The sequence below is a fragment of the Palleronia salina genome, from assembly GCF_900141995.1.
GTDB lineage: Bacteria > Pseudomonadota > Alphaproteobacteria > Rhodobacterales > Rhodobacteraceae > Palleronia > Palleronia salina.
In genome coordinates, this window is the sequence record NZ_FQZA01000009.1 from 1 (window position 1) to 22,011 (window position 22,011).

The 22,011-nt window shown below is 69.1% G+C and carries 19 protein-coding genes; 11 read left to right on the plus strand and 8 right to left on the minus strand.

What is annotated here, in order from left to right; translation table 11 throughout:
- The 3 genes from BUB76_RS12455 to parE all read right to left on the minus strand — a co-directional run.
- Positions 1-275, minus strand: a 275-nt coding sequence (locus BUB76_RS12455; protein WP_073129125.1) for an IS5/IS1182 family transposase, incomplete at its 3' end; no start/stop codon positions are given.
- A gap of 224 nt (positions 276-499) precedes the next feature.
- Positions 500-739, minus strand: coding sequence for a DUF3800 domain-containing protein (locus BUB76_RS17690; protein ID WP_073129126.1), 240 nt, complete (start codon positions 737-739; stop codon positions 500-502).
- A 2-nt stretch (positions 740-741) separates the two neighbouring features.
- Positions 742-2,691, minus strand: a complete 1,950-nt coding sequence (parE, locus tag BUB76_RS12465) for a DNA topoisomerase IV subunit B (RefSeq protein ID WP_073129127.1) — start codon at positions 2,689-2,691, stop codon at positions 742-744.
- A 111-nt stretch (positions 2,692-2,802) separates the two neighbouring features.
- Here parE and BUB76_RS17995 point away from each other — a divergent pair, with 111 nt between their 5' ends.
- Positions 2,803-2,958: a hypothetical protein gene (locus tag BUB76_RS17995; protein ID WP_175550313.1), complete on the plus strand. Its 156-nt coding sequence runs from the start codon at positions 2,803-2,805 to the stop codon at positions 2,956-2,958.
- 42 nt (positions 2,959-3,000) lie between these two features.
- The gene (locus BUB76_RS12475; RefSeq protein WP_073129129.1) at positions 3,001-3,882 is read left to right on the plus strand and encodes a dihydrodipicolinate synthase family protein; all 882 of its coding nucleotides are present in this window, start codon (positions 3,001-3,003) and stop codon (positions 3,880-3,882) included.
- 36 nt (positions 3,883-3,918) lie between these two features.
- Here BUB76_RS12475 and BUB76_RS12480 read toward each other — a convergent pair whose 3' ends face one another.
- On the minus strand, positions 3,919-5,049 hold the full coding sequence (locus BUB76_RS12480; protein WP_073129243.1) for an MFS transporter: 1,131 nt from the start codon (positions 5,047-5,049) through the stop codon (positions 3,919-3,921).
- Between the two features lie 140 nt (positions 5,050-5,189).
- Here BUB76_RS12480 and BUB76_RS12485 point away from each other — a divergent pair, with 140 nt between their 5' ends.
- Positions 5,190-6,077 (plus strand): NAD-dependent epimerase/dehydratase family protein, encoded by an 888-nt coding sequence (locus tag BUB76_RS12485; RefSeq protein WP_073129130.1) that lies wholly within the window; start codon positions 5,190-5,192, stop codon positions 6,075-6,077.
- A 66-nt stretch (positions 6,078-6,143) separates the two neighbouring features.
- Positions 6,144-7,523: an MATE family efflux transporter gene (locus BUB76_RS12490; RefSeq protein ID WP_073129131.1), complete on the plus strand. Its 1,380-nt coding sequence runs from the start codon at positions 6,144-6,146 to the stop codon at positions 7,521-7,523.
- Here the strand turns inward: BUB76_RS12490 and truA are convergent.
- From truA to BUB76_RS12505, 3 genes are all read right to left on the minus strand, one after another.
- Positions 7,469-8,248: a tRNA pseudouridine(38-40) synthase TruA gene (gene truA / locus BUB76_RS12495; RefSeq protein WP_073129132.1), complete on the minus strand. Its 780-nt coding sequence runs from the start codon at positions 8,246-8,248 to the stop codon at positions 7,469-7,471. The genes BUB76_RS12490 and truA overlap by 55 nt on opposite strands.
- A gap of 118 nt (positions 8,249-8,366) precedes the next feature.
- A complete protein-coding gene (locus tag BUB76_RS12500) occupies positions 8,367-9,716 on the minus strand; it encodes an ABC transporter substrate-binding protein (protein WP_073129133.1) in 1,350 nt (449 codons plus the stop codon).
- A gap of 72 nt (positions 9,717-9,788) precedes the next feature.
- Positions 9,789-10,742 carry a LacI family DNA-binding transcriptional regulator gene (locus BUB76_RS12505; protein ID WP_073129134.1) on the minus strand — a complete coding sequence of 318 codons (954 nt, stop codon included), beginning with the start codon at positions 10,740-10,742 and terminating at the stop codon, positions 9,789-9,791.
- Positions 10,743-10,836: 94 nt separating this feature from the next.
- Between BUB76_RS12505 and BUB76_RS12510 the strand changes: the two genes are divergently transcribed.
- From BUB76_RS12510 to BUB76_RS12520, 3 genes are all read left to right on the plus strand, one after another.
- Positions 10,837-12,426: an alpha-glucosidase gene (locus BUB76_RS12510; protein ID WP_073129135.1), complete on the plus strand. Its 1,590-nt coding sequence runs from the start codon at positions 10,837-10,839 to the stop codon at positions 12,424-12,426.
- A 306-nt stretch (positions 12,427-12,732) separates the two neighbouring features.
- On the plus strand, positions 12,733-13,614 hold the full coding sequence (locus BUB76_RS12515; RefSeq protein ID WP_073129136.1) for a hypothetical protein: 882 nt from the start codon (positions 12,733-12,735) through the stop codon (positions 13,612-13,614).
- A gap of 62 nt (positions 13,615-13,676) precedes the next feature.
- Positions 13,677-15,650 (plus strand): hypothetical protein, encoded by a 1,974-nt coding sequence (locus tag BUB76_RS12520; protein ID WP_073129137.1) that lies wholly within the window; start codon positions 13,677-13,679, stop codon positions 15,648-15,650.
- A gap of 45 nt (positions 15,651-15,695) precedes the next feature.
- Here the strand turns inward: BUB76_RS12520 and BUB76_RS12525 are convergent, their stop codons facing one another.
- A complete protein-coding gene (locus tag BUB76_RS12525; RefSeq protein ID WP_073129138.1) occupies positions 15,696-16,346 on the minus strand; it encodes a class I SAM-dependent DNA methyltransferase in 651 nt (216 codons plus the stop codon).
- Between the two features lie 238 nt (positions 16,347-16,584).
- Here BUB76_RS12525 and BUB76_RS12530 point away from each other — a divergent pair, with 238 nt between their 5' ends.
- From BUB76_RS12530 to BUB76_RS12545, 4 genes are all read left to right on the plus strand, one after another.
- Positions 16,585-17,997, plus strand: coding sequence for a YcjX family GTP-binding protein (locus tag BUB76_RS12530; RefSeq protein WP_073129139.1), 1,413 nt, complete (start codon positions 16,585-16,587; stop codon positions 17,995-17,997).
- Between the two features lie 99 nt (positions 17,998-18,096).
- Positions 18,097-19,134 (plus strand): YcjF family protein, encoded by a 1,038-nt coding sequence (locus tag BUB76_RS12535; RefSeq protein WP_073129244.1) that lies wholly within the window; start codon positions 18,097-18,099, stop codon positions 19,132-19,134.
- On the plus strand, positions 19,115-20,743 hold the full coding sequence (locus BUB76_RS12540; protein WP_073129140.1) for an FAD-dependent oxidoreductase: 1,629 nt from the start codon (positions 19,115-19,117) through the stop codon (positions 20,741-20,743). The genes BUB76_RS12535 and BUB76_RS12540 overlap by 20 nt, the downstream gene beginning before the upstream one ends.
- A 65-nt stretch (positions 20,744-20,808) precedes the next feature.
- Positions 20,809-21,969, plus strand: a complete 1,161-nt coding sequence (locus BUB76_RS12545) for an AI-2E family transporter (protein ID WP_073129141.1) — start codon at positions 20,809-20,811, stop codon at positions 21,967-21,969.
- Positions 21,970-22,011: the final 42 nt, after the last annotated feature.

Sequence of the window (22,011 nt, forward strand, 5' to 3'; positions counted from 1 at the left end):
ATCATCACAGTCTTCTTCTCGCCGTGCTCGGCAGCCAGCCCCGCCATCATCTTCGCGAAGATGCCTTTGTCGCTCCAACGCTTCCAGCGGTTGTAGAGCGTCTTGTGCGGGCCATATTCCTTCGGTGCATCTCGCCAGCGCAAGCCATTGCGATTGATGAAGATAATCCCGCTCAGGACGCGTCGATCATCGACGCGGGGCTTGCCATGGGACTTCGGGAAGTAGGGCTCCAGACGCGCCATCTGCGCATCGCTGAGCCAGAAGAGATCAGACATGTCACCGCTCAGTTTTCTGGCGGTGAATCACGCCCTTCCGCTCAGATCAATGGGTCCTGAGCCTAGATAATTAAAGGCAATCTGATAAGGAATCTTTAAATTAATTATAGAGTGTTCAGCGTCCAAAAGGTCTGCCTCTCGGAGGGCATCCTTATCAAGTGCCACGAAGTGAGCCGGATGTTTGCGATCAATCAGAATTTCCAGAATACGATCAACCAGGATACTCACTTCATTAAAGATAGGTGTTGAAAGGCGTTCTTGCGGTTCAAGAGGTCAGTCGAGTGAAGTTCAAATCCCGGCGGCAGATCTCCAATCGCGCTCTGTAATATCGAACGAAAAGAATCAACAGTCTTGTGCCAGCCTTGATCCTTGGTTGACAAGCCCCCTAACACAAAGACCCGCTGTTCCGCATTGTTAAGATCAGCGCCGGTACAGCCAGCTTCATCAAAATAAAAGAAATGCATCTTTACACATCCAACTCCTCCACGAACTGCGCGTTCTGCTGGATATACTCGAACCGCAGTTCCGGCTTTTTCCCCATCAACCGTTCCACCAGGTCTCCGGTCTCGCCCGTGACCTCGTCGACGATCTTCACGCGGATCAGCTTGCGGGACTTCGGGTCCATGGTGGTGTCCTTCAGGTCCTTGGCGTCCATCTCGCCCAGGCCCTTGAAGCGGCTGACGTCGATCTTGCCCTTGCCGCCCAGGCCCTTTTGCAGCCACGCCTCCTTCTCGGCCTCATCCAGGCAGTAGACGCGCTTGGCCCCCTGCGTCAGGCGGAAGAGCGGGGGGCAGGCGAGGTAGAGGTGGCCCGCGTCGATCAGCGGGCGCATCTGGGTGTAGAAGAACGTCATCAGCAGCGACGCGATATGGGCGCCGTCCACGTCGGCGTCGGTCATGATGATGATCTTGTCGTAGCGCAGGTCGTCGAGGTTGAACTTGGTGCCCATGCCCACGCCGAGCGCCTGGCAGAGGTCGTTGATCTCGGCATTGGAGCCCAGCTTGGACGACGCCGCGCCCAGCACGTTCAGGATCTTGCCCCTGAGCGGCAGCAGCGCCTGGGTCTTGCGCTCGCGCGCCATCTTGGCCGAGCCGCCCGCACTGTCGCCCTCGACGATGAAGAGCTCGGTGCCGTCGCGGGCCGAGGTCGAGCAATCGACCAGCTTGCCGGGCAGGCGCAGCTTCTTGGTGGCGGACTTGCGCTGCGTCTCCTTTTCGGCGCGGCGGCGCATCCGTTCCTCGGCCCGCAGGATCAGGTAGTCGAGGATGGCGCCGGCGGCCTTGGTGTCCGACGCCAGCCAGTTGTCGAAATGGTCGCGCACGGCCTTTTCCACCAGGCCCTGGGCGGCGGAGGTGGCGAGCCGGTCCTTGGTCTGGCCGACGAATTCCGGCTCGGCGATGAAGCACGAGACCAGCGCGCAGCCGCCCGCCGTCAGATCCTCGCGCGTGATGTCCTTGGCCTTCTTCATGCCCGACCGTTCGCCGTGGGCCTTGATGCCCTTGAGGATGGCGGCCCAGAACCCGGCCTCGTGCGTGCCGCCCTCGGGGGTGGGGACGGTGTTGCAGTAGGATTGCACGAAGCCGTCGCGCGCGGGGGTCCAGTTGATGGCCCATTCCACCTTGCCGGGGGCATCGCGGAAATCGACATTGCCGGCGAAGGGCGCGTCGGCATAGGTGGCCGCGCCGCCCAGCGTTTCCTTCAGGTAATCGGCCAGCCCGCCGGGGAAGTGGAACGTGGCTTCCTTCGGGGTGTCGCCATCCTCGATCGCGGTCTTCCAGCGGATCTCGACGCCCGAGAACAGGTAGGCCTTGGAGCGGACCATCTTCATCAGACGGGCGGGCTTGAATTTCAGCGCGCCGAAGATCTCGGCATCGGGGTGGAAGGTGACGGAGGTGCCCTTGCGGTTGGGCGCGGCGCCGGCGTCGGCCACCGGGCCCACGGGCTTGCCGCGGGTGAATTCCTGCGCCACCAGCTTGCGGTCGCGGGCGACCTCGACCCGGACGTGATCGGACAGCGCGTTGACCACCGAGATGCCCACGCCGTGCAGGCCGCCGGAGGTCTGGTAGGCCTTGCCCGAGAACTTGCCGCCCGCGTGGAGCGTGCACAGGATGACCTCCAGCGCGCTCTTGTCGGGGAACTTGGGGTGCGGGTCGGTGGGAATGCCGCGGCCGTTGTCGCGGATGGTGACCGAGTGATCGGCGTGAAGCTCGACCTCGATGCGGTTGGCGTGACCGGCGACGGCCTCGTCCATGGAGTTGTCCAGCACCTCGGCCACCAGGTGGTGCAGCGCGCGTTCATCGGTGCCGCCGATATACATGCCCGGGCGCTTGCGCACGGGTTCGAGCCCCTCGAGCACCTCGATCGACGAGGCGTCGTAGGCGGGGGCGGCGTTCCCCTTCAGAAGGTCTTCGGACATGCTGCTCACCTTGCTTTTCTTGATTGGATCGTAGCATCGCACCAAGCCCGCGCCGGGGCAATGCCGCGCTGCGGCCCCGATGGCGCCATGTTTGCGGGGCAGGGTGGCGCCATGGAAAAGCAGACCCATATCCGCGCCCTGCTGGCGCGTGCCCGCGCCCGCCGCGACCGCGAGAACGACGAGGCCCGGCCGGAGATCCCCGTCGTGCGGCGCGTGACGCTGGACGACGTGGTGCGGCTGATGGGACGCGACGACCAGGCCGCCTGATCGCGCTTGCCGTTTCCCGGCGGCGGGCGCAATGCTGCGCGCATGACTCCCTTTCACGGCCTGCTGGCCTATCCCGTGACCCCGATGGATGCCGACGGCGCGCCCGACCTCGATGCGCTGGGCCGCGTGCTTGCGCCGCTGGTCGATGCGGGCGTGGATGCAGTGGGCCTGCTGGGCAGCACCGGCAACTATGCCTACCTGGACCTGCCCGCCCGCAAGCGGGTTCTGGCGGCGGCGGTCGAGGCGCTCGACGGCCGCGTGCCGCTGGTCGTGGGTGTGGGCGCCATGCGCACCGACTGGGCCGAGGACCTGGCGCGCGACGCGGCGCGGGCGGGGGCGGACGGTCTGTTGCTGGCGCCCGTGTCCTACCAGCCGCTGACCGAGGCCGAGGTGCACGCCCATTTCCGCGCCGTGTCGCTGGCGGGGGACTTGCCGCTGTGCGTCTACGACATCCCCGGCACGACCCATTTCCGGTTCACGTCCGAGCTGCTGTCGCGGCTGACCCAACTGCCCGGCGTGGCGGCAGTGAAGGTGCCGGTGCCGCGCGACGACCCCGCGGCCGAGCTGTCGCGGATGCGCGACGGGCTGGGCGACGCGGCGCTGGGGGCCAGCGGCATGGCCGGGTGCGGTCGGGCGATGCTGGCGGGCGCGGACGCTTGGCATTCGAGCCTTGCGGGCAGCCTGCCGGGCCCGGCGCTGGCCCTGGTGCGCGCGGCGCAGGCGGGCGATGCGGAGGCGGTTGAGGCGCAGGAGACTGCGCTCGCGCCGCTGTTCGGGCTGATGGCGCGGCGGGGCAGCCTGCGCGTGGCCCACGCCATCGTCGGGCTGCGCGGCTTGTGCGCGGCCCCGCTGCCGCGTCCGCTGATGCCGCTGGACGCCGAGGAGATCGACATGCTCGCCGGGATGCTGGACGAGCTGGACTGACCGCGCGACGCGGGCGCCGCCACCCCGCGCGCCGGCTCAGGGCGCGGGGGGCGGCGCCATCGCCCTGGCCAGCGCCACGATCAGCAGCGCCAGCACGGCCAGAAGCGCCATGCCGATTCTGAGGCTCGTTGCCGCGGCCACCAGCCCGATCAGGGGCGGTCCGATCAGGATGCCGCCATATCCCAGCGTCGCCACCGCCGCGATCGCCTGGCCCGCGGGCATCGACCGCGAGGCGGCGGCGCGCGAAAATGCCAGCGGGAAAATGACGCCGAGGCCCAGGCCGAACAGCACGAAGCCGGGCAGGGCAAGGCCAAGGCCCGGCGCCAGGGCGACCAGGCTTGCCCCGGTCACGGCAAGCACGCCGCTGGCGCGGGTCATGGCGGTCGGGCCGAAGCGCGCCACCAGCCCGTCGCCGGCCAGGCGGACCGTCACCATGGCGGCGGCGAAACAGGCATAGCCCAGCGGCGCGGCCCGTTCGGTCTGGGACAGCGCCTCGATCAGGTACACCGCCGACCAGTCGGCGACCGCGCCTTCGCCCAGCGCCGCGGCGAGGGCGACGATCCCCACCGTCACGAGGCCGCCCTTCGGCAGGGCGAAAGCTGGGCCGTCATCGCTGAGGTCCGATTGCCACGGCACGCGGGTCAGCCACCAGCCCAGGGCCGCTGCGGGCAGCCCGACTACGGCGAAATGCAGCAGGACCGGCCCCCCGGCGAAGACGAGACCGCTGGCGGCGCCCGCGCCCGACGCCAGAGACCACGCGGCATGGAACGAGCTGAGGATGGGCCGGCCGCCCGCGCGCTCGATCTCGGTCGCCCAGCCGTTCATGGCCACATCGGTGGCGCCATAGGCCGCGCCGAAGAGAAACAGCGCGGGGGCCAGCAGCCAGAGCGACGGCATCAGCGGCAGCGCCAGGAGCGTGCAGATCTGGACCGGGATCAGCAGCCGCGTCAGCCGCTTGGCGCCCATCCTGTCCGAGGCCCGCCCGGCCAGCGGAAAGGCCACGATGGCACCGCCCGCGATGCACAGAAGCAGCAGGCCGAGCGCGTCGTGATCGAGGCCGAAGCGCTCGACGAAGGCGGGAATGCGCGCGGCCCAGAGACCGAACAGGAGACCGTTCATGCAGAAGGCCGAGGTCGCGGCGATACGGGCGGATCGAAGGTGGTGCATCCGCGCTTGATCGGGCCGCGCGGTCGGGACTGCAAGGGACGTTTTGAACCGGCCCCCGGCGGCGCGCCCGATGCCGGTGGCGGTGGCCAAGCCGCGCCCGCCGGACTAGCTGCCCCCGCAACACATCATGGAGAAGCATCATGCGTATTCTGTTCACCGGCGGCAGCGGCAAGGCGGGGCGGCATGTCGTCCCCTACCTGATCGAGCAGGGCCATTACGTCACCAACCTGGATCTCGAGCCGCTGGAGGCCGAGGGCGTGCACAACCTGCAGGCCGACCTGACCGACCCGGGCCAGGTCTGGGGCGCGCTGACCCAACCGTCGAGCTGGGGCGACCTGGAGCTGCCGCGCGGCGTGCCGGCCTACGATGCCGTGGTGCATTTCGCCGCCGTCCCGCGGATCATGATCACCACGGATAACGAGACCTTCCGCACCAACACGATGGGCACCTACAACGTGATCGAGGCGGCGCTCGGCCTGGGCATCCGCAAGGTGATCTTCGCGTCGTCGGAAACGACCTATGGCATCTGTTTCGCCGATGGCGAGCGCAAGCCCGACTACATCCCCGTGGACGAGGCGCACCCGACGGTGCCGGGCGACAGCTATGCCATGTCGAAGGTCTGCAACGAGGATACCGCGCGCTGTTTCCAGCACCGCTCGGGCGCGGATATCTACGGGCTGCGGATCAACAACGTGATCGAACCCCATGAATACGCCGAGATGTTTCCGGCCTTCATGGACGACCCCGCCCTGCGCCGGCGCAACATCTTCGCCTATATCGACGCGCGCGACCTGGGCCACATGGTCGATTGCTGCCTGAAGACCGACGGGCTGGGATACGAGGTGTTCAACGTCGCCAATCCCAACACGTCCGTGGGCATCCCCAGCGACGAGGTGATCGCGCGGTTCTACCAGGGTGTCGAGCAGAAGCGCGAGATGGGCGAGCACGAGACGTTCTACAGCATCGACAAGGCGCGCGAGATGGTGGGCTTCGCGCCCAAGCACGACTGGCGCGACGTGCTGGGCTAGGGCGGCGCACCGCCTGCCGCCGGGCGGCATCTTGCCGCCCCGCGTGCCGGGGCGTAGGGCGGGCGCATGGACTACGCCACCCACCTGCGCCGCATCACCGTGCTGGGGCTGCCCCTGATCGGCAGCCACCTGTCGCAGTTCGCGATCCAGCTGACCGACACGGTGATGCTGGGCCGGTACGACATCGAGGTGCTGGCCGCGCAGGTGCTGGCGGCGACCTTCTTCTTCATCCTGCTGATCTTCGGCTCGGGCTTCGGCTGGGCGGTAATGCCCCTGGTGGCCGAGGCGGCGGCGCGCGGCGACGAGACCGTGGTGCGGCGCGCCACGCGCATGGCGCTGTGGCTGACCGGCGGCTTCGCGCTGGCCTGCCTGCCGCTGCTGCTGGGCGCGGGGCCCATCCTGCGCGCGCTGGGGCAGGCGCCCGCGCTGTCGCAGATGGCGGCCGACTACCTGTGGATCCAGGGCTGGAGCATCGTGCCCGCGCTGGGGATCATGGTGCTGAAATCCACCCTTGCCGGGATCGAGCGCACGCAGGTCGTGCTGTGGGCCACGGTCGCCGCGGTGGTCGTGAACGCGCTGGCGAATTACGCGCTGATCTTCGGCAACTGGGGCGCGCCCGAGCTGGGCATCCGGGGCGCGGCCATCGCGTCGCTGGTGTCGACGGCGCTCAGCTGCGCGGTGATGGTCGCCTATACCGCGCGGGCCATGGCGTCCTACGCGGTCTTCGCCAATTTCTGGCGGGTGGACCGGGCGATCCTGGCGCGGGTGTTCCGGCTGGGCCTGCCCATCGGCCTGACCTCGGTGGCCGAGGTCAGCCTGTTCTCGGCCTCGTCGGTGATGATGGGCTGGCTGGGGGCGATCCCGCTGGCGGCGCATGGCATCGCGCTGAACATCACGTCGGCAGTGTTCATGGTGCATATCGGCCTGTCGAACGTGGCGACGATCCGCGCGGGCAACGCGCTGGGCCGGGGCGACGGGCCGGACCTGCGCCGCGGCGCGCGGGCGGTGGTGGCCGTGTCGCTGGTCTTCGCGCTGGTCTGCGTGGCGCTGTTCCTGCTGCTGCCGCGCCCGATGATCGCGGCCTTCCTCGACCCCGCCGACCCGGCCTACGGTCAGGTGATGCGGCTGGCCGTGGCGATGCTGGCGGCGGCGGCGCTGTTCCAGCTGGTGGACGCGTTGCAGGTCATGGCGCTGGGCCTGTTGCGGGGGGTGCAGGACACGCAAGTGCCCATGCTGCTGGCGGTCATCAGCTACTGGGTCGTGGGCGTGCCGGTGGCCTACCTGCTGGGCTTTACGCTGGGGCTGGGCGGAATCGGCGTGTGGCTGGGCCTTGCGGCCGGTCTGGCGGTGGCGGGGGTGCTGATGATGCGCCGCTTCACGGCGCAGGGCGCCTACGTGGTCGAGCGGTCGAACGGGTCCGACGGATACCCGACCCCCACGAGATAGAGCCCCTGGGGCGGCGCCACCGGGCCGCAGCGCGTGCGGTCGCACGCCTCGAGCGCCGCCTTCACGTCGTCAGGCGCCCAGGCGCCGCTGCCCACCCGCTCGAGCGTGCCCGCGAAGCTGCGGACCTGGTTGTGCAGGAAGCTGCGGGCGCGGACGTGGAGCCGGATCTCGGTCTGGTCCGGGCTCGCGATCTCTTCCACATCCAGCCGGTCGAGCGTCTTGACCGGCGACTTGGCCTGGCAGAGCGCGGCGCGGAAGGTGGTGAAGTCGTGCCGCCCCAGAAGATGCCGCGCGCCGGCCTGCATGGCGCCCGCATCCAGCGGCTGTTTCACCTGCCATGCAAGCCCCGCGTCGTGGACCAGGGGCGCGCGGCGGCTGACGATGCGAAACAGGTATTGCCGCCACGTGGCCGAAAACCGGGCGTGCCAGTCGTCCTCCACGCGGGCGCAGGCGGTGATGGCGACCGGCTGAGGCTTCAGGTGGTAGTTCAGCGCCTCGGACAGCCGGAAAGAATCCCAGTCGCGCGAGAGGTCCGCGTGGGCGACCTGTCCGCGCGCGTGCACGCCCGCATCGGTGCGACCGGCGGCGGCGATGGTGTGGGGGCCGGGTTCCAGCCGGGCCAGCGCGGCCTCGATCGCGCCCTGGACCGAGGGCTGGTCGGCCTGCCGCTGCCAGCCCGCGAAGGGCGCGCCGTGGTAGTCGACCTTGAGGGCAAAGCGGGGCATGGCGGTGCATCTATTCGCGCCGCGCGCGCGGGGCAAGCGGGGCAGGGCCGCGCCGCCCGGGCGAAAGGCGCGCCGCAAGGGGATGCGGCGCGCCCGGGGGGCTCGACTATCGCCCGGCTCAGCGGATCTGCGACCAGCGGTTCTGGATCTCGGCCGCGACATCCTCGGCCGAGGCGCCGGTCTGGTAGTCGACCATGCCCTGCCAGAAGGCCGAGGTGCCGATCTCGCCCGGCATCAGGTCCGACCCGTCGAAGCGGAAGGTGGTCGCGTTGGTCAGGATCTCGCCCTGCGCGGCCTGCGTGTCGTTGGCGTAGGCGTCGGTATTGGCGCCCAGGTGCGGGGTCAGGAACTGGCCCTGGCTGATCTGGATCTCGTGCGCCGTGGGCAGTTTCAGGAACTCGATGAAGGCCTGCGCGATCTCGCGGTCCGAGGTGACCGAGATGACGCCCCCCGAGCCGAGGATCGGCTGGCCCAGGTCACGGTCCGCGTAGGCAGGGAAGTAGAAGAAATCCACGTCCGTCCCGACCTCGACTTCCTCGGGGAAGAAGTTCGGGATGAAGCTGGCCTGCCGGTGCATGTAGCATTCGGGCGGGAACGAGAAGAGGCCGGCGGGGCTGTCGCGGAAGTCCGAGGTCGCGACGGCGGCGGCGTCCTGCGGCACGAAGTCGTCGTTGCGGGCGAACCAGCCGTATTCCTCGATGGCGGCCACGATGCGCGGATCGTCGAACGGGATCTCGTTCGTCACCCACTGGTCATAGACCTCGGGCGGCTGGGTGCGCAGGACGAATTCCTCGACCCAGTCGGTGGCGGGCCAGCCCGTGGCCGCGCCCGAGCCGAGGCCGATGCACCACGGCGTGCCGCCGTCGTTGACGATCTGCCGGGTCAGCGCCTTCAGCTCTTCCATGCTTTCGGGGATGTCGTAGCCGGCCTCGTCGAAATTCTCGGGCGAATACCACACCAGGCTTTTGACGTCGGCGCCGAAGATCGTGCCGTAGATGTTCTCCGACCCGTCGGGGCCTTCGAAGGTCACGAGATCGGCCCAGGACGACCCGGCGGCGAAGTTGTCCGCGAACCATTGGCGGTTGGATGCATCCAGCGGGCGCACGACGCCGCGCCGGGCCATGTCGGCGGCAAGGCCCGGCTGCGGGAACATGGCGATGTCGGGCAGGGTGTCGGACTGGGCCGCGATGACGATGTCCTGCTCGAAGCTTTCCGAGCCCGAAAGCTGCACGGTCGCGCCGGTCGCTTCCTCGAAATAGGCGAACAAGTTGTCGAGCTTGTCCTTGTCGGCCCCGGTGGAGGCCCCCAGCACGACCAGCGTTTCGCCGTCGAACTGGTATTCGTCCGCGAAGGCATCAAAGGCGTCCCAGCTGAACGGCCCTTCGCCGATGGGCTGGATCAGGTCCTGCGCGGCGAGCGGCGTGGCAAGCAGGGTCGTGGTCGCCAAAAGCGCGAAACGGGTCTTCATGGTATCCTCCCAGGGTATCCGAAACGTTTCGGATAAAAAGCATGTTAGCGCTCGACCTGTCAAGGGACGCGTTCAGCCGTGGGTCTGGAAGGGCAGGATGACCTGCGGAATTTCGCCGTCGATCGCTTGCACCAGCGCGTCGCAGAGCGGTGCCCAGGCGGCGTCCAGCGGCGCCTCGGTGCGCATGAGGGGGCCGGACAGGCGCGCGGGATCGAAGGCGAACAGCCGGTCGTCATGCACCGCCAGCGGGATGTCGGGCAGGGCCGCGCGCAGGCCCGCGGCCAGCATCATGTTGCCCGCGATCACCCCGTCGATTCCGTCCGGCGGCAGGCTGTCGGCGGCGGCACGGCCGCGCGCCTCGGTCATCGGGCCGGGCAGGTCGGCCACCAGCCGCGCGCCGGCCGTGGCCAGCGCCGCGTCGATGCCTTCGCGGCGGAACAGCGTGTAGGGCCGATCCTCGGGGCCGCCCACCAGCGCGATGCGCCGCGCGCCGCGTGTCGTGAGTGTCGAGGCCAGCGCGTGGCCCACGGCGCGGTTGTCGATATCGACGAAAGGGTAGGCGGCATCGGCGCGGTCGCGCCCGTGCAGCACGAAGGGCGTGCCGCTTGCGGTCAGGCTGGCGACGCGGGGATCGTTCAGCACCGGGTCGGTCAGCACGAACCCGTCGATGCCGCCGCCGTGGACCAGCGTTTCGAGCGCGGCGACCGGGTCGTCTCCGGGTCCCAGCACGTGCAGCAGGAACCGCAGGCCGCGGCGCGAGAACTCCGCCGACAGGCCCATCACCGATTCCATCAGCAACTCGACCTCGACCGTCTCGGACCGGCCGGGCACGATCATGGCCACGCTGCCCGAGCGCCCGGATTTCAGGGTGCGGGCCGCAAGGTTGGGGCGATAGCCGATCTCGAGCGCGCCCTGCCGCACGCGGGTCTTGGTCTCGGCGCTGACATCGGCGTGGTCGTTCAGGGCGCGGCTGACCTGGGTCACCGACAGGCCCACGTGGCGGGCGACATCCTTGAGGGTCGGCACGGCTTCCTCCGCTTCCTGTGCCGAAATGACTTGCGACGCGAAACGTTTCGGGTCAACTTTCACCAAGACCGAAACGTTTCGGAAAGGTGAAATCATGGCGCATTCGCAGGATTGGTGGCGCAACTCGGTCACCTACCAGATCTATCCGCGCAGCTTCCAGGACGACGATGGCGACGGGATGGGCGACCTGAAGGGGATCATCCGCCGGCTGCCGCACGTGGCCGATCTGGGCGTCGACGCGATTTGGCTGTCGCCGATCTTCACCTCGCCCATGGCCGACATGGGCTACGACGTGAGCGACCACCGCGATATCGACCCGACCTTCGGCACCATGGCCGATTTCGAGGCGCTGGTCGCCCGCGCGCACGACCTGGGCCTGAAGGTCATCATCGACCAGGTGCTGAGCCATTCGTCCGACCGCCACCCGTTCTTCACCGAAAGCCGGGCGTCGCGCGCGAACCCGAAGGCCGACTGGTACGTCTGGGCCGATGCCAAGCCCGAGGGCAGCCCGCCCAACAACTGGCAGTCGATCTTCGGCGGCCCGGCCTGGACCTGGGACGTGCGGCGGAGGCAGTACTATTTCCACCAGTTCCTGAAAGAGCAGCCCGACCTGAACTTCCACAATCCCGAGGTGCAGGACTGGGCGCTGGAGACGCTGCGCTTCTGGCTGGACAAGGGGGTGGACGGCTTCCGACTGGACGCGGTGAACCACTATGTCCACGACGACCGGCTGCGCGACAACCCGCCCGACATCCGCGAGAAGACCGAGCCGGACTACAAGACCTTCGAGATGCAGTACCCGATCCATTCGAAGAACCGGCCCGAGAACCTGGCCTTCATCGAGCGGGTGCGGGCGCTGACCGACGAATACGACGCGCGCACCCTGATCGGCGAGATCGGCGAGGCGCACCACCCGATCGAGCGGCTGCACGACTACACCGGCCCGGGGCGGCTGCATCAGGCCTATCACACGGCGCTGATGCACAAGCCCTACGGCGCCGCGTTCTTCCGCGACCAGCTGACGGCGATGTTCCGCGACGGCTATGAGGGGTGCCCCAACTGGGCGTTTTCCAGCCACGACGTGCCGCGCCACGTCTCGCGCTGGGGCGCGCATTGGAGCGATGCGGACCGCTTCGCCAGGATGACCTGCGCGCTGTTGCTGTCGATCCGGGGGTCGGTGTGCCTGTACCAGGGCGAAGAGCTGGGCCTGCCGCAAACCGAGCTGACCTATGACGAGCTGGTGGACCCCGAGGGCAAGACCTTCTTCCCCGACAATCCGGGCCGCGACGGCTGCCGCACGCCGATGCCGTGGGAGTCCGGGGCGAAAAATGCCGGATTCTCGGACGCCGGGTCGACGTGGCTGCCGATGAAGCCGCCGCAGGCCGCGCGGGCGGTGGACACGCAGGCGGATGACCCCGGCAGCGTGTTGGCGTTCTACAAGCGCATGCTGGCCCTGCGGGCGGATCGCGACGAATTGCGCGACGGCGATATGGCGTTTCTCGACGCGCCCGAGGGTGTGCTGGCCTATCGCCGGGGCGCGGGCACGCTGTGCGTGTTCAACCTGTCGGACGCGCCCGCGCGGTGGGACGGGGATGTCGGCCCGGAGCTTGTTTCGGAAGGGTTGCAGCCCGAGGCAGGCGGCGCACGAATCGAGCCGAACGGCTTCGCAATCCTCGCCGCGTGACCGGCTCAAGGGGAACGGGCCGACCGGTCCGCCCCGCGCCGCCGAAGATGTCCGGCGCCCGCGCCGGCACTCCGCAATACCGCCGGGTGAGGCTACGGCGCCGCGTTGCCTAAAATATTTGCATTTTGATCCAGAATTGCCGGGCCGCAACGGCCCGGGCCCGGGCGTTTGCCGGCATTTCAATCGCCACGCGCGTTTCGGGCCGCAAAACAATTGACCGTTGTTTGCGGGATGTTGACGCTACGGAAAGTTGTGTTCCGCCGAGGCGTTCCGGCGAAATTTCATTGGCAAATTCGGGATTTTCTCATGACCAAGGGTTTTACCGGCAAGGCTGCCGCGGACTTTCTCAACTTTCTCGCCGTGCTCTCGATCATCGGTTTCGGCACCGTCAACACGGCGCCGTCGGTCGTCATCCTGATGCTGGTCGCCATCGCCTCGGGCACGCTCGCGCTGCTGGCCTGGGCGTTTCGCTCCAGGCACCGGGACGACGCGGGCGTCACGCCACACGAGCTTGAACAGGCGACGTTCTACTTGCGGGTCGGCGCCGCCATCGCGGTGGTCTCGGGCCTGAGCTATGTCGCCGCCTTGCTGATCGGCCTGGACAGCCGGGCCAACGCGTTCACGGTCGGGATCTGGCCGATCTACGGCGTGCTGATGGCCCTGTTGGTCGGCTGGCAGGGCAAGGTTCTGTATTCCGGGTCGTCGGACGAGGAGGGCCGGGGGGCGACGACCTTCGGTCCCCTTGCGCTGACCTTTCTGCTGGCCATCGCCACGCTGGTCGCCGCGCTGCTGCCGCCGCTATCGCTGTTCTGGTCGACGCCGGACGCCGAGGGGACCATCCTGGCCGGAGGGATCCTGGCGTTGATCGGCCTGGGCGTCTGGGCGCTGCTCGAAGGGTTCGGGATCGCCGAGGACAACGACCGCTCGAAGATCGCGGTGATGAAACGCGGCACGGTCCTGCTGGGGATCGGCCTGATCTTCGCCCATATCCTGTGGACGCTGTTAGCCGAGGACGCCCCCCCGAACACGTTCTTCTTCATCGGGTTTTCCGTGGTCCTGATCGCAACGCTTTTCGGGTGCTGGCTGGGCTACCACGACTGGAAGAACAAGCGCAGCGGCTACAAGAGCAGTAGTATCCGCATGGCCCGGGCGGGCACGGATCTGCCCGCATTCGAGGACGCGGAATGAGGGCGGTCCGGCAAGCTCTTCCCGCCTGGACGGCCCTGTCATGCCTCGTGGCCGCGCCGCTCATGGCCCAGGGCGCCGATCCCGAGCCGCGGCCGGATGCGGAATTCGACCCGGACGTGGCCACGCTGCTTTGGCTGATCGGTGTCCTTGTCCTGGTGGGCATTCCCGTGGCGAGGCAAGTGTGGGGGATGCTGCGGCACGGGCGCGGCCCTTTCGAGGGGTGGCGCCAGTCGCTCCTGCGCGTCGGACTGGTCCTCGTGGCCTGGACCGTCGCGTTATTCCTGGTCCGGATGCGGTTGCAGGCCTTCAACGACGGGGACTACCCGTCGGTGGCGGAGATGGCCTTTCTCAGCACCGTCAGCGCGGTTCACCTGCTGTTCGGGATCCTCGCGCTGACCTGGCTGGTCCTCGCGTTCCTGTTCTGGCGGTCCTGGCTGCTGGCGCCGGCCTTGTTCGTCGGGATGATGGCCGGGATGCTGTCGATCACGGCCGGTCTGTCGGCCTGGCACGTGGTGTCGGGCATCGCCGCGTCCGACCACCGGGTGGCCAAGGCGAACGAGGATCTCGCCAACCTGGGGGATCCGGTCACGCCCGACGAGATGGCCCAGATCGAGTCGGTGATCCAACGCGGCCAGTTCATCATGGACAGCGTGCAGACCCGGATGCTGCGCAGGGGCAGCACGACGGCCGAGGATCTGAAACGGCACCTGGCGCCCTACGGCTTCAGCGTCCGCACGCTTTTTGCCTTCGACTACCGGCTCTACGCCGAGATCTACGTTGCCGTCGCGGAAACGGGCGCCTTCGAGGACCGGATGACCGCACTCCAGACCGCGGGGCTGGAGCGGTCGGGGCCGCGCGATTTCGCGTTGCTGGACGACGTGCGCGACCTTGTCAAAAACAATCGCCGGTATCGCGCGCTGACGACGCCCCCCGGCCGCAGTCCGCAGGAACTCTACGAACTGACCGAGGCCCGCCAGACGCTTTCCCACGTGGTGCGGGACCGCAAGGCGATGGTGACCAACCAATCGGGCAAGACCTTCTGGATTCTCCTGATCCCCCTGGGCTTGGCCACGTGGCTGGTGCTGTCGCTGTGGCACCTGGCCGAGATACGCTGGGGAACGGGGTTCACCCGGCGCCTGACGGACCGCGCGCTGGGCCACCTGTTGCTGTTTCACACCCTGATGCCGCTTTTGCTGGTGGGCCTGCTGGGGGTCGCCGTGATGGTCTTCATCGGGCGCAGCGCCCCTGAAATCCACACGCTGGAGCTGGAGGAGCAGGAACTGGTCACCGCCGCAGAGCGCGAGTTCGACGTGATCCGGGATTTCGTCCACGACGAAAGCCGGCAATTCCGCCGCATCGCCATGGATGTCTACGCGCTCGAGCAGCGGCTGGTGCGGGACGTGAGCAACGAGATGCGCGTCATCGGCAGCGAGGTCCGCAGCAGCTATCACGCGATCAGCGAGGGTATCGTCGATGTCGAGCACGAGGCCGTGCAGACGGTGAAGACCGCCGTCGGCAAGGAGGTCGACAAGATATCGGGGATGTTCTCGCTCGATTTCGGGATCTTCGGAAAGATGGACCTGGGGATCGGCCGAATGCTGAAGAAGCTGGTGCCGCACCTGGACCTGAAGCTTGGAGATTTCTTCAAGGGCATCGGCACGCAGCTGATCACGACCATGGAAAAGCCCTTCGTCCAGCCGCTGGCCAATCTCAAGGCGCTCGAGGGCCAGATCAAGACCCTGGCCCGCAAGGACATCGACGCCGTGAGGGCCGAGCTTGGCGAGATCACGCGCATCGGTGAAGACGTCACCGCATTGGGCCACAAGCTGTCGGCGGGGCGGGCCGAATTGATGCGCGACGCCCGGGCGATGGCGCGCGATTTCGGCTTTTTCCTCATGCAGCTGCTCTGGATGGGCTTGGCCATCCTTCTCGCGCTGGCGGGGTTCCTGGTCTACGTCCTGGTGGGCTGGGCGCTGTCGTTCACGCTGCGGCTGCGCGACTCCATCGCGCTCATCACCCGGTCTGGGGAGGCTTGAAACAGGTCTCGCCGCATGTCCCGTCGGATCGGCCGCGCGGCCCCGTCACGTCACCCGGCAGAGGGTATGGATCACCTTGATGTCGTGGCCGAAATCCTGGTTGCCGGGCAGATAGTCGAGCGGCTCGCTGATCTCGAGCACGCGCCACGCGCCGTCTTCGGCGATCGCCTCGACGATCGTCGCGAAGGCGCGCTCTTCCCATCGGTCGGTGCGCTGCGTGAAGGTGATGACGCCGCCGGGACGCACGCATCGGCACAGGTCGCGCAGCAAACCGGCGCCGTTCTCGATATAGGTGAGGACCCCGACAGACGCGGCGCCGGCCATGGCGTCGTCGTCGATGGGCAGGGGCAGCCGCTGAAGGTCATGCTGGATCAGCCGGTCGTATAGATCGCGCTGTCCGGCCCGCTCCAGGCTGGCCGACGAGATGTCGAGCCCGACCATGCGGAACGCCCCGTGGCGGGCCATGGCGCGCCCGAAGAGCCCGGTCCCGCATCCCGCATCCAGGATGGCGTCACCGGCCTGCACGTGCCGGGCGAGCCGTTCCGCGGCGATCGCCGGCGCCCGGTAGTCCCAGGAGTCCAGCGTCTCGTCATAGGTGGACGCCCAGGCGTCGTAATAGCCGGAGACGGCATCGGCATCCGTCGTCCCGCTCTTGAGATCGAAACCTTGCCCACGCTTCGGGGTGTCGCTTGCCATGCCGGGGGCCTTTCATCGCGGATGACGTGGATGGTCCCACGCATCCGGCGCCGTCGCAATGCCCGGGCGCCTCGAATGGCGGGCGGGGCGGCGAGATTGCCGGCTTCGAGCGGTGAACGGGGAAAGAGAGGCGCAGGCGAGGGGGGGGCGTCGGCGTCTTGGTCCGAGACCGGCGCGGGCTGGAAGGCGCGGGGGGTGCTGCCTATGTTGTGGATTGGCAAAGGCGGGGGCGTGCAGCTTGATCATCGGTGACATCGCGGACGAAGTCGCACGGCGCGTCGAGCGCGCGGGCAGCGCGGTGTCGGGCGCGTTCCTCGAACCCACCATCCGGCTGGGCGTGACCGGGCTCAGCCGCGCGGGCAAGACCGTCTTCATCACCTCGCTGGTGGCGAACCTGATGAACCGGGCGCGCATGGGGCAGCTGCGCGCGGCGGCGCAGGGCGCGATCCGCGCGGCCTATCTTCAGCCCCAGCCCGACGACACCCTGCCGCGCTTCGACTACGAGACGCACCTGGCCGCGCTGACCGGCCCCGCGCCGCACTGGCCCGACAGCACCCGCGCCATTTCCGAGCTGCGGTTGTCGCTGAAGGTGCAGCCCACCGGCCTGGTGGCGGGCCTGCGCGGGCCGCGCACGCTGCACCTGGATATCGTGGACTATCCCGGCGAATGGCTGCTGGACCTGGGGCTGATCGAGAAGGATTTCGCGCAATGGTCGCGCGAGACGCTCGAGCGGCTCGAGAACCGCCCGCAGGCCGAGGCCTTTCGCGCGGCGCTGGCCGGGGCGGACCCGGCCGCCAAGCTGGACGAGCCGCAGGCGCAGGCGCTGTCTGCGGCCTTCACCGGCTACCTGCGCGCGGCGCGCGAGGACGGGTATTCGGACTGTACGCCGGGGCGGTTCCTGCTGCCCGGCGACCTGGCGGGCAGCCCCGTCCTGACCTTCGCGCCCCTGCCGCCCGGCGAGCACGGGCGCGGCTCGCTGGGGCGCGAGTTCGCGCGGCGATACGAAGCCTACAAGCGCGAGGTGGTGAAGCCGTTCTTCCGCGACCATTTCGCCCGGCTGGACCGGCAGGTCGTTCTGGTCGACGCGCTGGGCGCGATCCATGCGGGTCCGCAGGCGGTCGAGGACATGCGCCGCGCCATGGGCGATATCCTGGGCGCCTTCCGCCCGGGGCAGAACAACTTCCTGAGTCAGATCTTCCTTGGCCGCCGGATCGAGCGGATCCTCTTCGCCGCCACCAAGGCCGATCACCTGCACCACAGCCAGCACGCCAAGCTGACCGCGATCATGGAGGCGCTGTTGTCGGACGCCAAGCGGCGCGCGGATTACGCCGGCGCGACAACCGCCGCCATGTCCATCGCCGCCTTGCGCGCCACCACCGAGGATACGGTGACCCATGACGGGCGCGAGCTCGACGTGGTGCGCGGCGTGTTGCTGGAGGATGGCCGCCGCGCGGCGTTTCATCCCGGCCATCTGCCCGAGGATCCCGCGCATCTTCTGACCCCCGCGCGGCAGGGGGCGCCCGCCTGGCTGGACGAGGATTACGCCATCATGCGCTTCGCCCCCCAGCCCCTGAGCCTGAAGCCCGGCGAGGGGCCACCGCATATCCGCCTGGACCGGGCGGCGGAGTTCCTGATCGGGGACCGGTTGTGAGCGCGTTTCATCCGCCCGGCGTCGCGCCCGTTCCGACGGCGGCGCAAGAGTATTTGGGGACCAGTGATGTGCGGGGCGCGGCGCGATCGGGGGCGTTCCATGGCTGAACGGCGCGGACCCGTCCTGATCGAGGAGCCGGGCGATGGGCCCGCGGCCTCGCCCGCGCTGGCGCCGCCGGTGCCCGAGACGGGCGGCCGGGACGACCGGCCCGACGGGCGCGCTATGCGCACCGCCGCCGCGCTGGCCGCGCGCGAGCGTTCGGCCCTGGGGCGGTGGTTCTGGCGGCTGGCGGGCGCGCTGTTCGTCTTCACCCTGTCCCTGACCGCCTGGGCGGCCATCGACGCGCTGCTGGCGCGCAATGCCGTGCTGGGCTGGGTGGCGCTGGTGCTGACCGGGGGGCTGGCGCTGGTCGCGGTCCTGATCGCGTTGCGGGAACTGGCGGCGCTGGCGCGGCTGGCACGCATGGGACGGCTGCAATCCGAGGCCGAGGCCGCCCTGGCCGAGGGCACGACGGCGCGGGCCCGGGTGGTGCTGGACCGGATCGTGGCGCTTTACCGGGATCGCGATGCGCTGAGCTGGCACGTGGCGCGGGTGGAGGAGCGGCGCGGCGAGGTGTTCGACGCCGACGCGCTGTTCGCCCTGGCCGAGACCGAGCTGCTGGCACCGCTGGACGCCGCCGCGCGGATCGAGGTCGAGGCGGCGGCGCGGCAGGTGGCCACCGTCACCGCCGTGGTGCCACTGGCGCTGGCCGACGTGGCCGCCGCGCTGACCGCCAACCTGCGCATGATCCGCCGCATCGCCGAGATCTATGGCGGGCGGGCCGGAACGCTGGGCAGCTGGCGGCTGACCCGGGCGGTGATGACGCACCTGGTGGCCACGGGCGCCGTGGCGGTCGGCGACGACCTGATCAGCTCGGTCGCCGGGGGATCGGTGCTGAGCCGCGTGAGCCGCCGCTTCGGCGAGGGCGTGGTGAACGGCGCGCTGACGGCGCGAGTGGGCGTGGCGGCCATCGAGGTCTGCCGCCCGCTGCCCTTCGCCGCCGCGCCGCGCCCGCAGGTGACGCGGTTGGTGGGGCGGGCCCTGTCGGGCCTGTTCCCGGGTCGGAAGGAGGACGCGGGTGGAGAGCCTGGCGCGTGACCTGGCCGAGATGCAGCGCACGCCGCTGCACGACAGCCACGTGGCCGCCCTGCGCAAGGCGGGGCGCGAGATCCGGTACGAGGCGGGCCAGACGGTCCTTCGTGCGGGCGAGGTCCAGGAGGAGTTCATCTTCCTGACCGAGGGCGAGGTCGAGGTGGTGAATCCCTGGACCGACGCGCGGCACCTGCCGCACACGCTGGGTCCCACGCAGTTCGTGGGCGAGATCGCGTTCCTGACCGGGGCGGTGGCGTCGATGACCTTGCGGGCCTGCGCGCCGACCACCGCCCTCGCCGTGCCGCGGGCCGAGATGCTGGCGCTCATGCGGCAGATCCCCGAGATGAGCGACATCGTCATCACCGTGCTGGCCGCACGGCGGCGCCGCCAGATCGAGACCGGCGACAGCGCGCTGAAGCTGATCGGCTCGGACGTGGACCGCACCATCCGCGATATCGCCGCCTTCGCCAGCCGCAACCGCATCCCGTTCGAGGACCTGCCGCTGGGCAGCGCGCGGGCTACGGCCGAGGCGGAGCTCTGCGCCATCGCGACGGATCGCCCGGCGGTGATCTTCGGGCGCGACGTGGTGATCGAGGATCCGAGCCCCGCGAAACTCGCCCGCGTGCTGGGGCTGGAATTGCAGATCGACGCGGACGAGGTTCTGGACGTGCTGATCGTGGGCGGCGGCCCGGCGGGCGTGGCGGCGGCGGTCTACGCGGGCGCCGAGGGGCTGAGCGCCGTGGTGGTCGAGGATACCGCCGTGGGCGGGCAGGCGGGCACCTCCAGCCGGATCGAGAACTACATGGGCTTTCCCACCGGCATCTCGGGCGGCGACCTGGTCTGGCGCGGCGAGGTTCAGGCGATGAAATTCGGCACCCGCTTCGCCATGCCCGCGCGGGTGACGGCGCTGGAGAAGGGCGCGGACGGCCTGTTCCGCGCGACACTGAACGACGGGGGCGGCGTCACGGCGCGCGCGGTCGTGGTGGCGGCGGGGGTGCAGTACCGCCGCCTGCCGCTGGACCGGCTGGAATCGTTCGAGGGCGCCGGGATCTACTACGCCGCCACCGATGTCGAGGCGCGCTGGTGCCGGGGCCGCCCGGTGGTGGTGGTCGGCGGCGGCAACTCGGCGGGGCAGGCCGCCATGTACCTGTCGCGCAGCGTGTCGCATGTGCATGTCCTGATCCGCGGCGACAGCCTTGCGGCCAGCATGTCGGACTACCTGGCCCGGCGGCTCGAGGCCGACCCGGCCATCACCCTGCATTACCGCACCGAGATGACGGCGCTGCACGGCAGGGACCAGCTGGAAGCGATAACCCTGCGCGACAAGCTGGAGGGGCGCGACTGGCAGCTCGAGACCGGGGCGGTGTTCGTCATGGTGGGCGCCGCGCCCAATACCGGCTGGCTGCGCGGCCTGGTCGAGCTCGACCGCGCGGGATACGTGGTGACCGGCCCCGCGACCGGCGGGCGCACCGCCTTCGAGACCTCGACGCCCGGCATCTTCGCCGTGGGCGACGTGCGCGCGGGGTCGGTCAAGCGGGTGGCCTCGTCGGTGGGCGAGGGGTCGGTCGTGATCAGCGCGGTCTGGTCGCACGTGGACGGATTGCGGAGCCGCTGAGGGAACCGCGTCCGTTGGTCGCAAGTTGACGCTGGAACCAAATTCACATTCGCGTGGTGTCGCCCATGGCCCTTCCCCCGGTCGATCAGATCGACCCTGACCAGATGAGCGACCCGAGCTGGCGGATCGAGGTGCTGAGCCAGCTGAACCGCATCCGGCGCGCGTTGATCCTGCTGGCCTTCGTGGCGGTGGTCGTGGCCTGCTACTTCTCCCGCGACGTGCTGCTGCCGATCATCCTCGGTCTCATGCTGGCCCTGACGCTCAGCCCCATCGTGCGCACAGCGGGGCGCATCGGCGTGCCCGCGCCGGTGACGGCGGTCCTTCTGATCGTGACCATCGGCGTGGGGCTGAGCGCCGCGGGCTACGCGGCGTCGGGTCCCGTCAGCCGATGGCTGGCCGAGGCGCCCGAGATGGGGCGCGAGCTTCAACTGAAGCTGCGGGGGCTGACCGAGTCGGTGGAGAAGGTCAAGGAGGCCAGCGAAGAGGTCGAGGAGATGGCCGAATCCAACGGCGGTGGCGAAAGGGTTCAGAAGGTTTCCATCGAAAGCCCCGGCCTGCTTGACTCGGCCGTCAGCAACGCGGCCTCGGTCGGCACCACCTTCGCCGTGACGCTGGTGCTGGCGCTGTTCCTGCTGGCCTCGGGCGACATGTTCCGCGTGAAGATCGTCGAGGCGCTGCCCAGCATGTCCGACAAGAAGCGCGCCTACCGGATCATGATGGGCGTGGAGAAGGCGATCTCGCGCTACCTGCTGACCATCACGCTGATCAATGCGGGGCTCGGCCTGATCATCTGGGGGCTGATGTGGGCGTCGGGGCTGGACAACGCCTATGTCTGGGGGATCGTGGCCTTCGCCTTCAACTTCCTGCCCTTCATCGGCGCGATGGCGGGCGTCTTCCTGGTTTCGGTCTTCTCGCTTCTCGCGTTCCCGACGCTGGGCGCGGCGATCACGCCGCCGCTTCTCTACCTCGCGGCCACGTCGCTGGAAGGGCAGATCATCACGCCCGCGATCCTTGGCCGACGGCTGGAGCTGAACACCGTCTCGGTCTTCGTGACGGTCGTCTTCTGGGGCTGGCTCTGGGGCATCGCGGGGGCGCTGATGGCGGTGCCGTTCCTGGTGGCCGTGAAGGTGATCTGCGACAATATCGACCGGATGAAGACCTGGGGCCATTTCCTCGGCTCGTCGGACCTGAGCGTGCGAAACGAGGCGGCGCCCGAGACCGCCTGAGCGTTCTTGCCGCCCGGCGCCATCGTGCCTATAAGCGGGCGC

What these genes read in the sequence shown, in the direction of transcription:
- BUB76_RS12515 (WP_073129136.1), top strand. Translation starts at nt 12,733, where the DNA reads ATGACCAAGGGTTTTACCGGCAAGGCTGCCGCGGACTTTCTCAACTTT.
- BUB76_RS12535 (WP_073129244.1), top strand. Translation starts at nt 18,097, where the DNA reads ATGGCTGAACGGCGCGGACCCGTCCTGATCGAGGAGCCGGGCGATGGG.
- BUB76_RS12475 (WP_073129129.1), top strand. Translation starts at nt 3,001, where the DNA reads ATGACTCCCTTTCACGGCCTGCTGGCCTATCCCGTGACCCCGATGGAT.
- BUB76_RS12500 (WP_073129133.1), bottom strand. Translation starts at nt 9,716, where the DNA reads ATGAAGACCCGTTTCGCGCTTTTGGCGACCACGACCCTGCTTGCCACG.
- BUB76_RS12525 (WP_073129138.1), bottom strand. Translation starts at nt 16,346, where the DNA reads ATGGCAAGCGACACCCCGAAGCGTGGGCAAGGTTTCGATCTCAAGAGC.
- BUB76_RS12480 (WP_073129243.1), bottom strand. Translation starts at nt 5,049, where the DNA reads ATGCACCACCTTCGATCCGCCCGTATCGCCGCGACCTCGGCCTTCTGC.
- truA (WP_073129132.1), bottom strand. Translation starts at nt 8,248, where the DNA reads ATGCCCCGCTTTGCCCTCAAGGTCGACTACCACGGCGCGCCCTTCGCG.
- parE (WP_073129127.1), bottom strand. Translation starts at nt 2,691, where the DNA reads ATGTCCGAAGACCTTCTGAAGGGGAACGCCGCCCCCGCCTACGACGCC.
- BUB76_RS12545 (WP_073129141.1), top strand. Translation starts at nt 20,809, where the DNA reads ATGGCCCTTCCCCCGGTCGATCAGATCGACCCTGACCAGATGAGCGAC.
- BUB76_RS12510 (WP_073129135.1), top strand. Translation starts at nt 10,837, where the DNA reads ATGGCGCATTCGCAGGATTGGTGGCGCAACTCGGTCACCTACCAGATC.
- BUB76_RS17690 (WP_073129126.1), bottom strand. Translation starts at nt 739, where the DNA reads ATGCATTTCTTTTATTTTGATGAAGCTGGCTGTACCGGCGCTGATCTT.
- BUB76_RS17995 (WP_175550313.1), top strand. Translation starts at nt 2,803, where the DNA reads ATGGAAAAGCAGACCCATATCCGCGCCCTGCTGGCGCGTGCCCGCGCC.
- BUB76_RS12490 (WP_073129131.1), top strand. Translation starts at nt 6,144, where the DNA reads ATGGACTACGCCACCCACCTGCGCCGCATCACCGTGCTGGGGCTGCCC.
- BUB76_RS12485 (WP_073129130.1), top strand. Translation starts at nt 5,190, where the DNA reads ATGCGTATTCTGTTCACCGGCGGCAGCGGCAAGGCGGGGCGGCATGTC.
- BUB76_RS12520 (WP_073129137.1), top strand. Translation starts at nt 13,677, where the DNA reads ATGGCCCAGGGCGCCGATCCCGAGCCGCGGCCGGATGCGGAATTCGAC.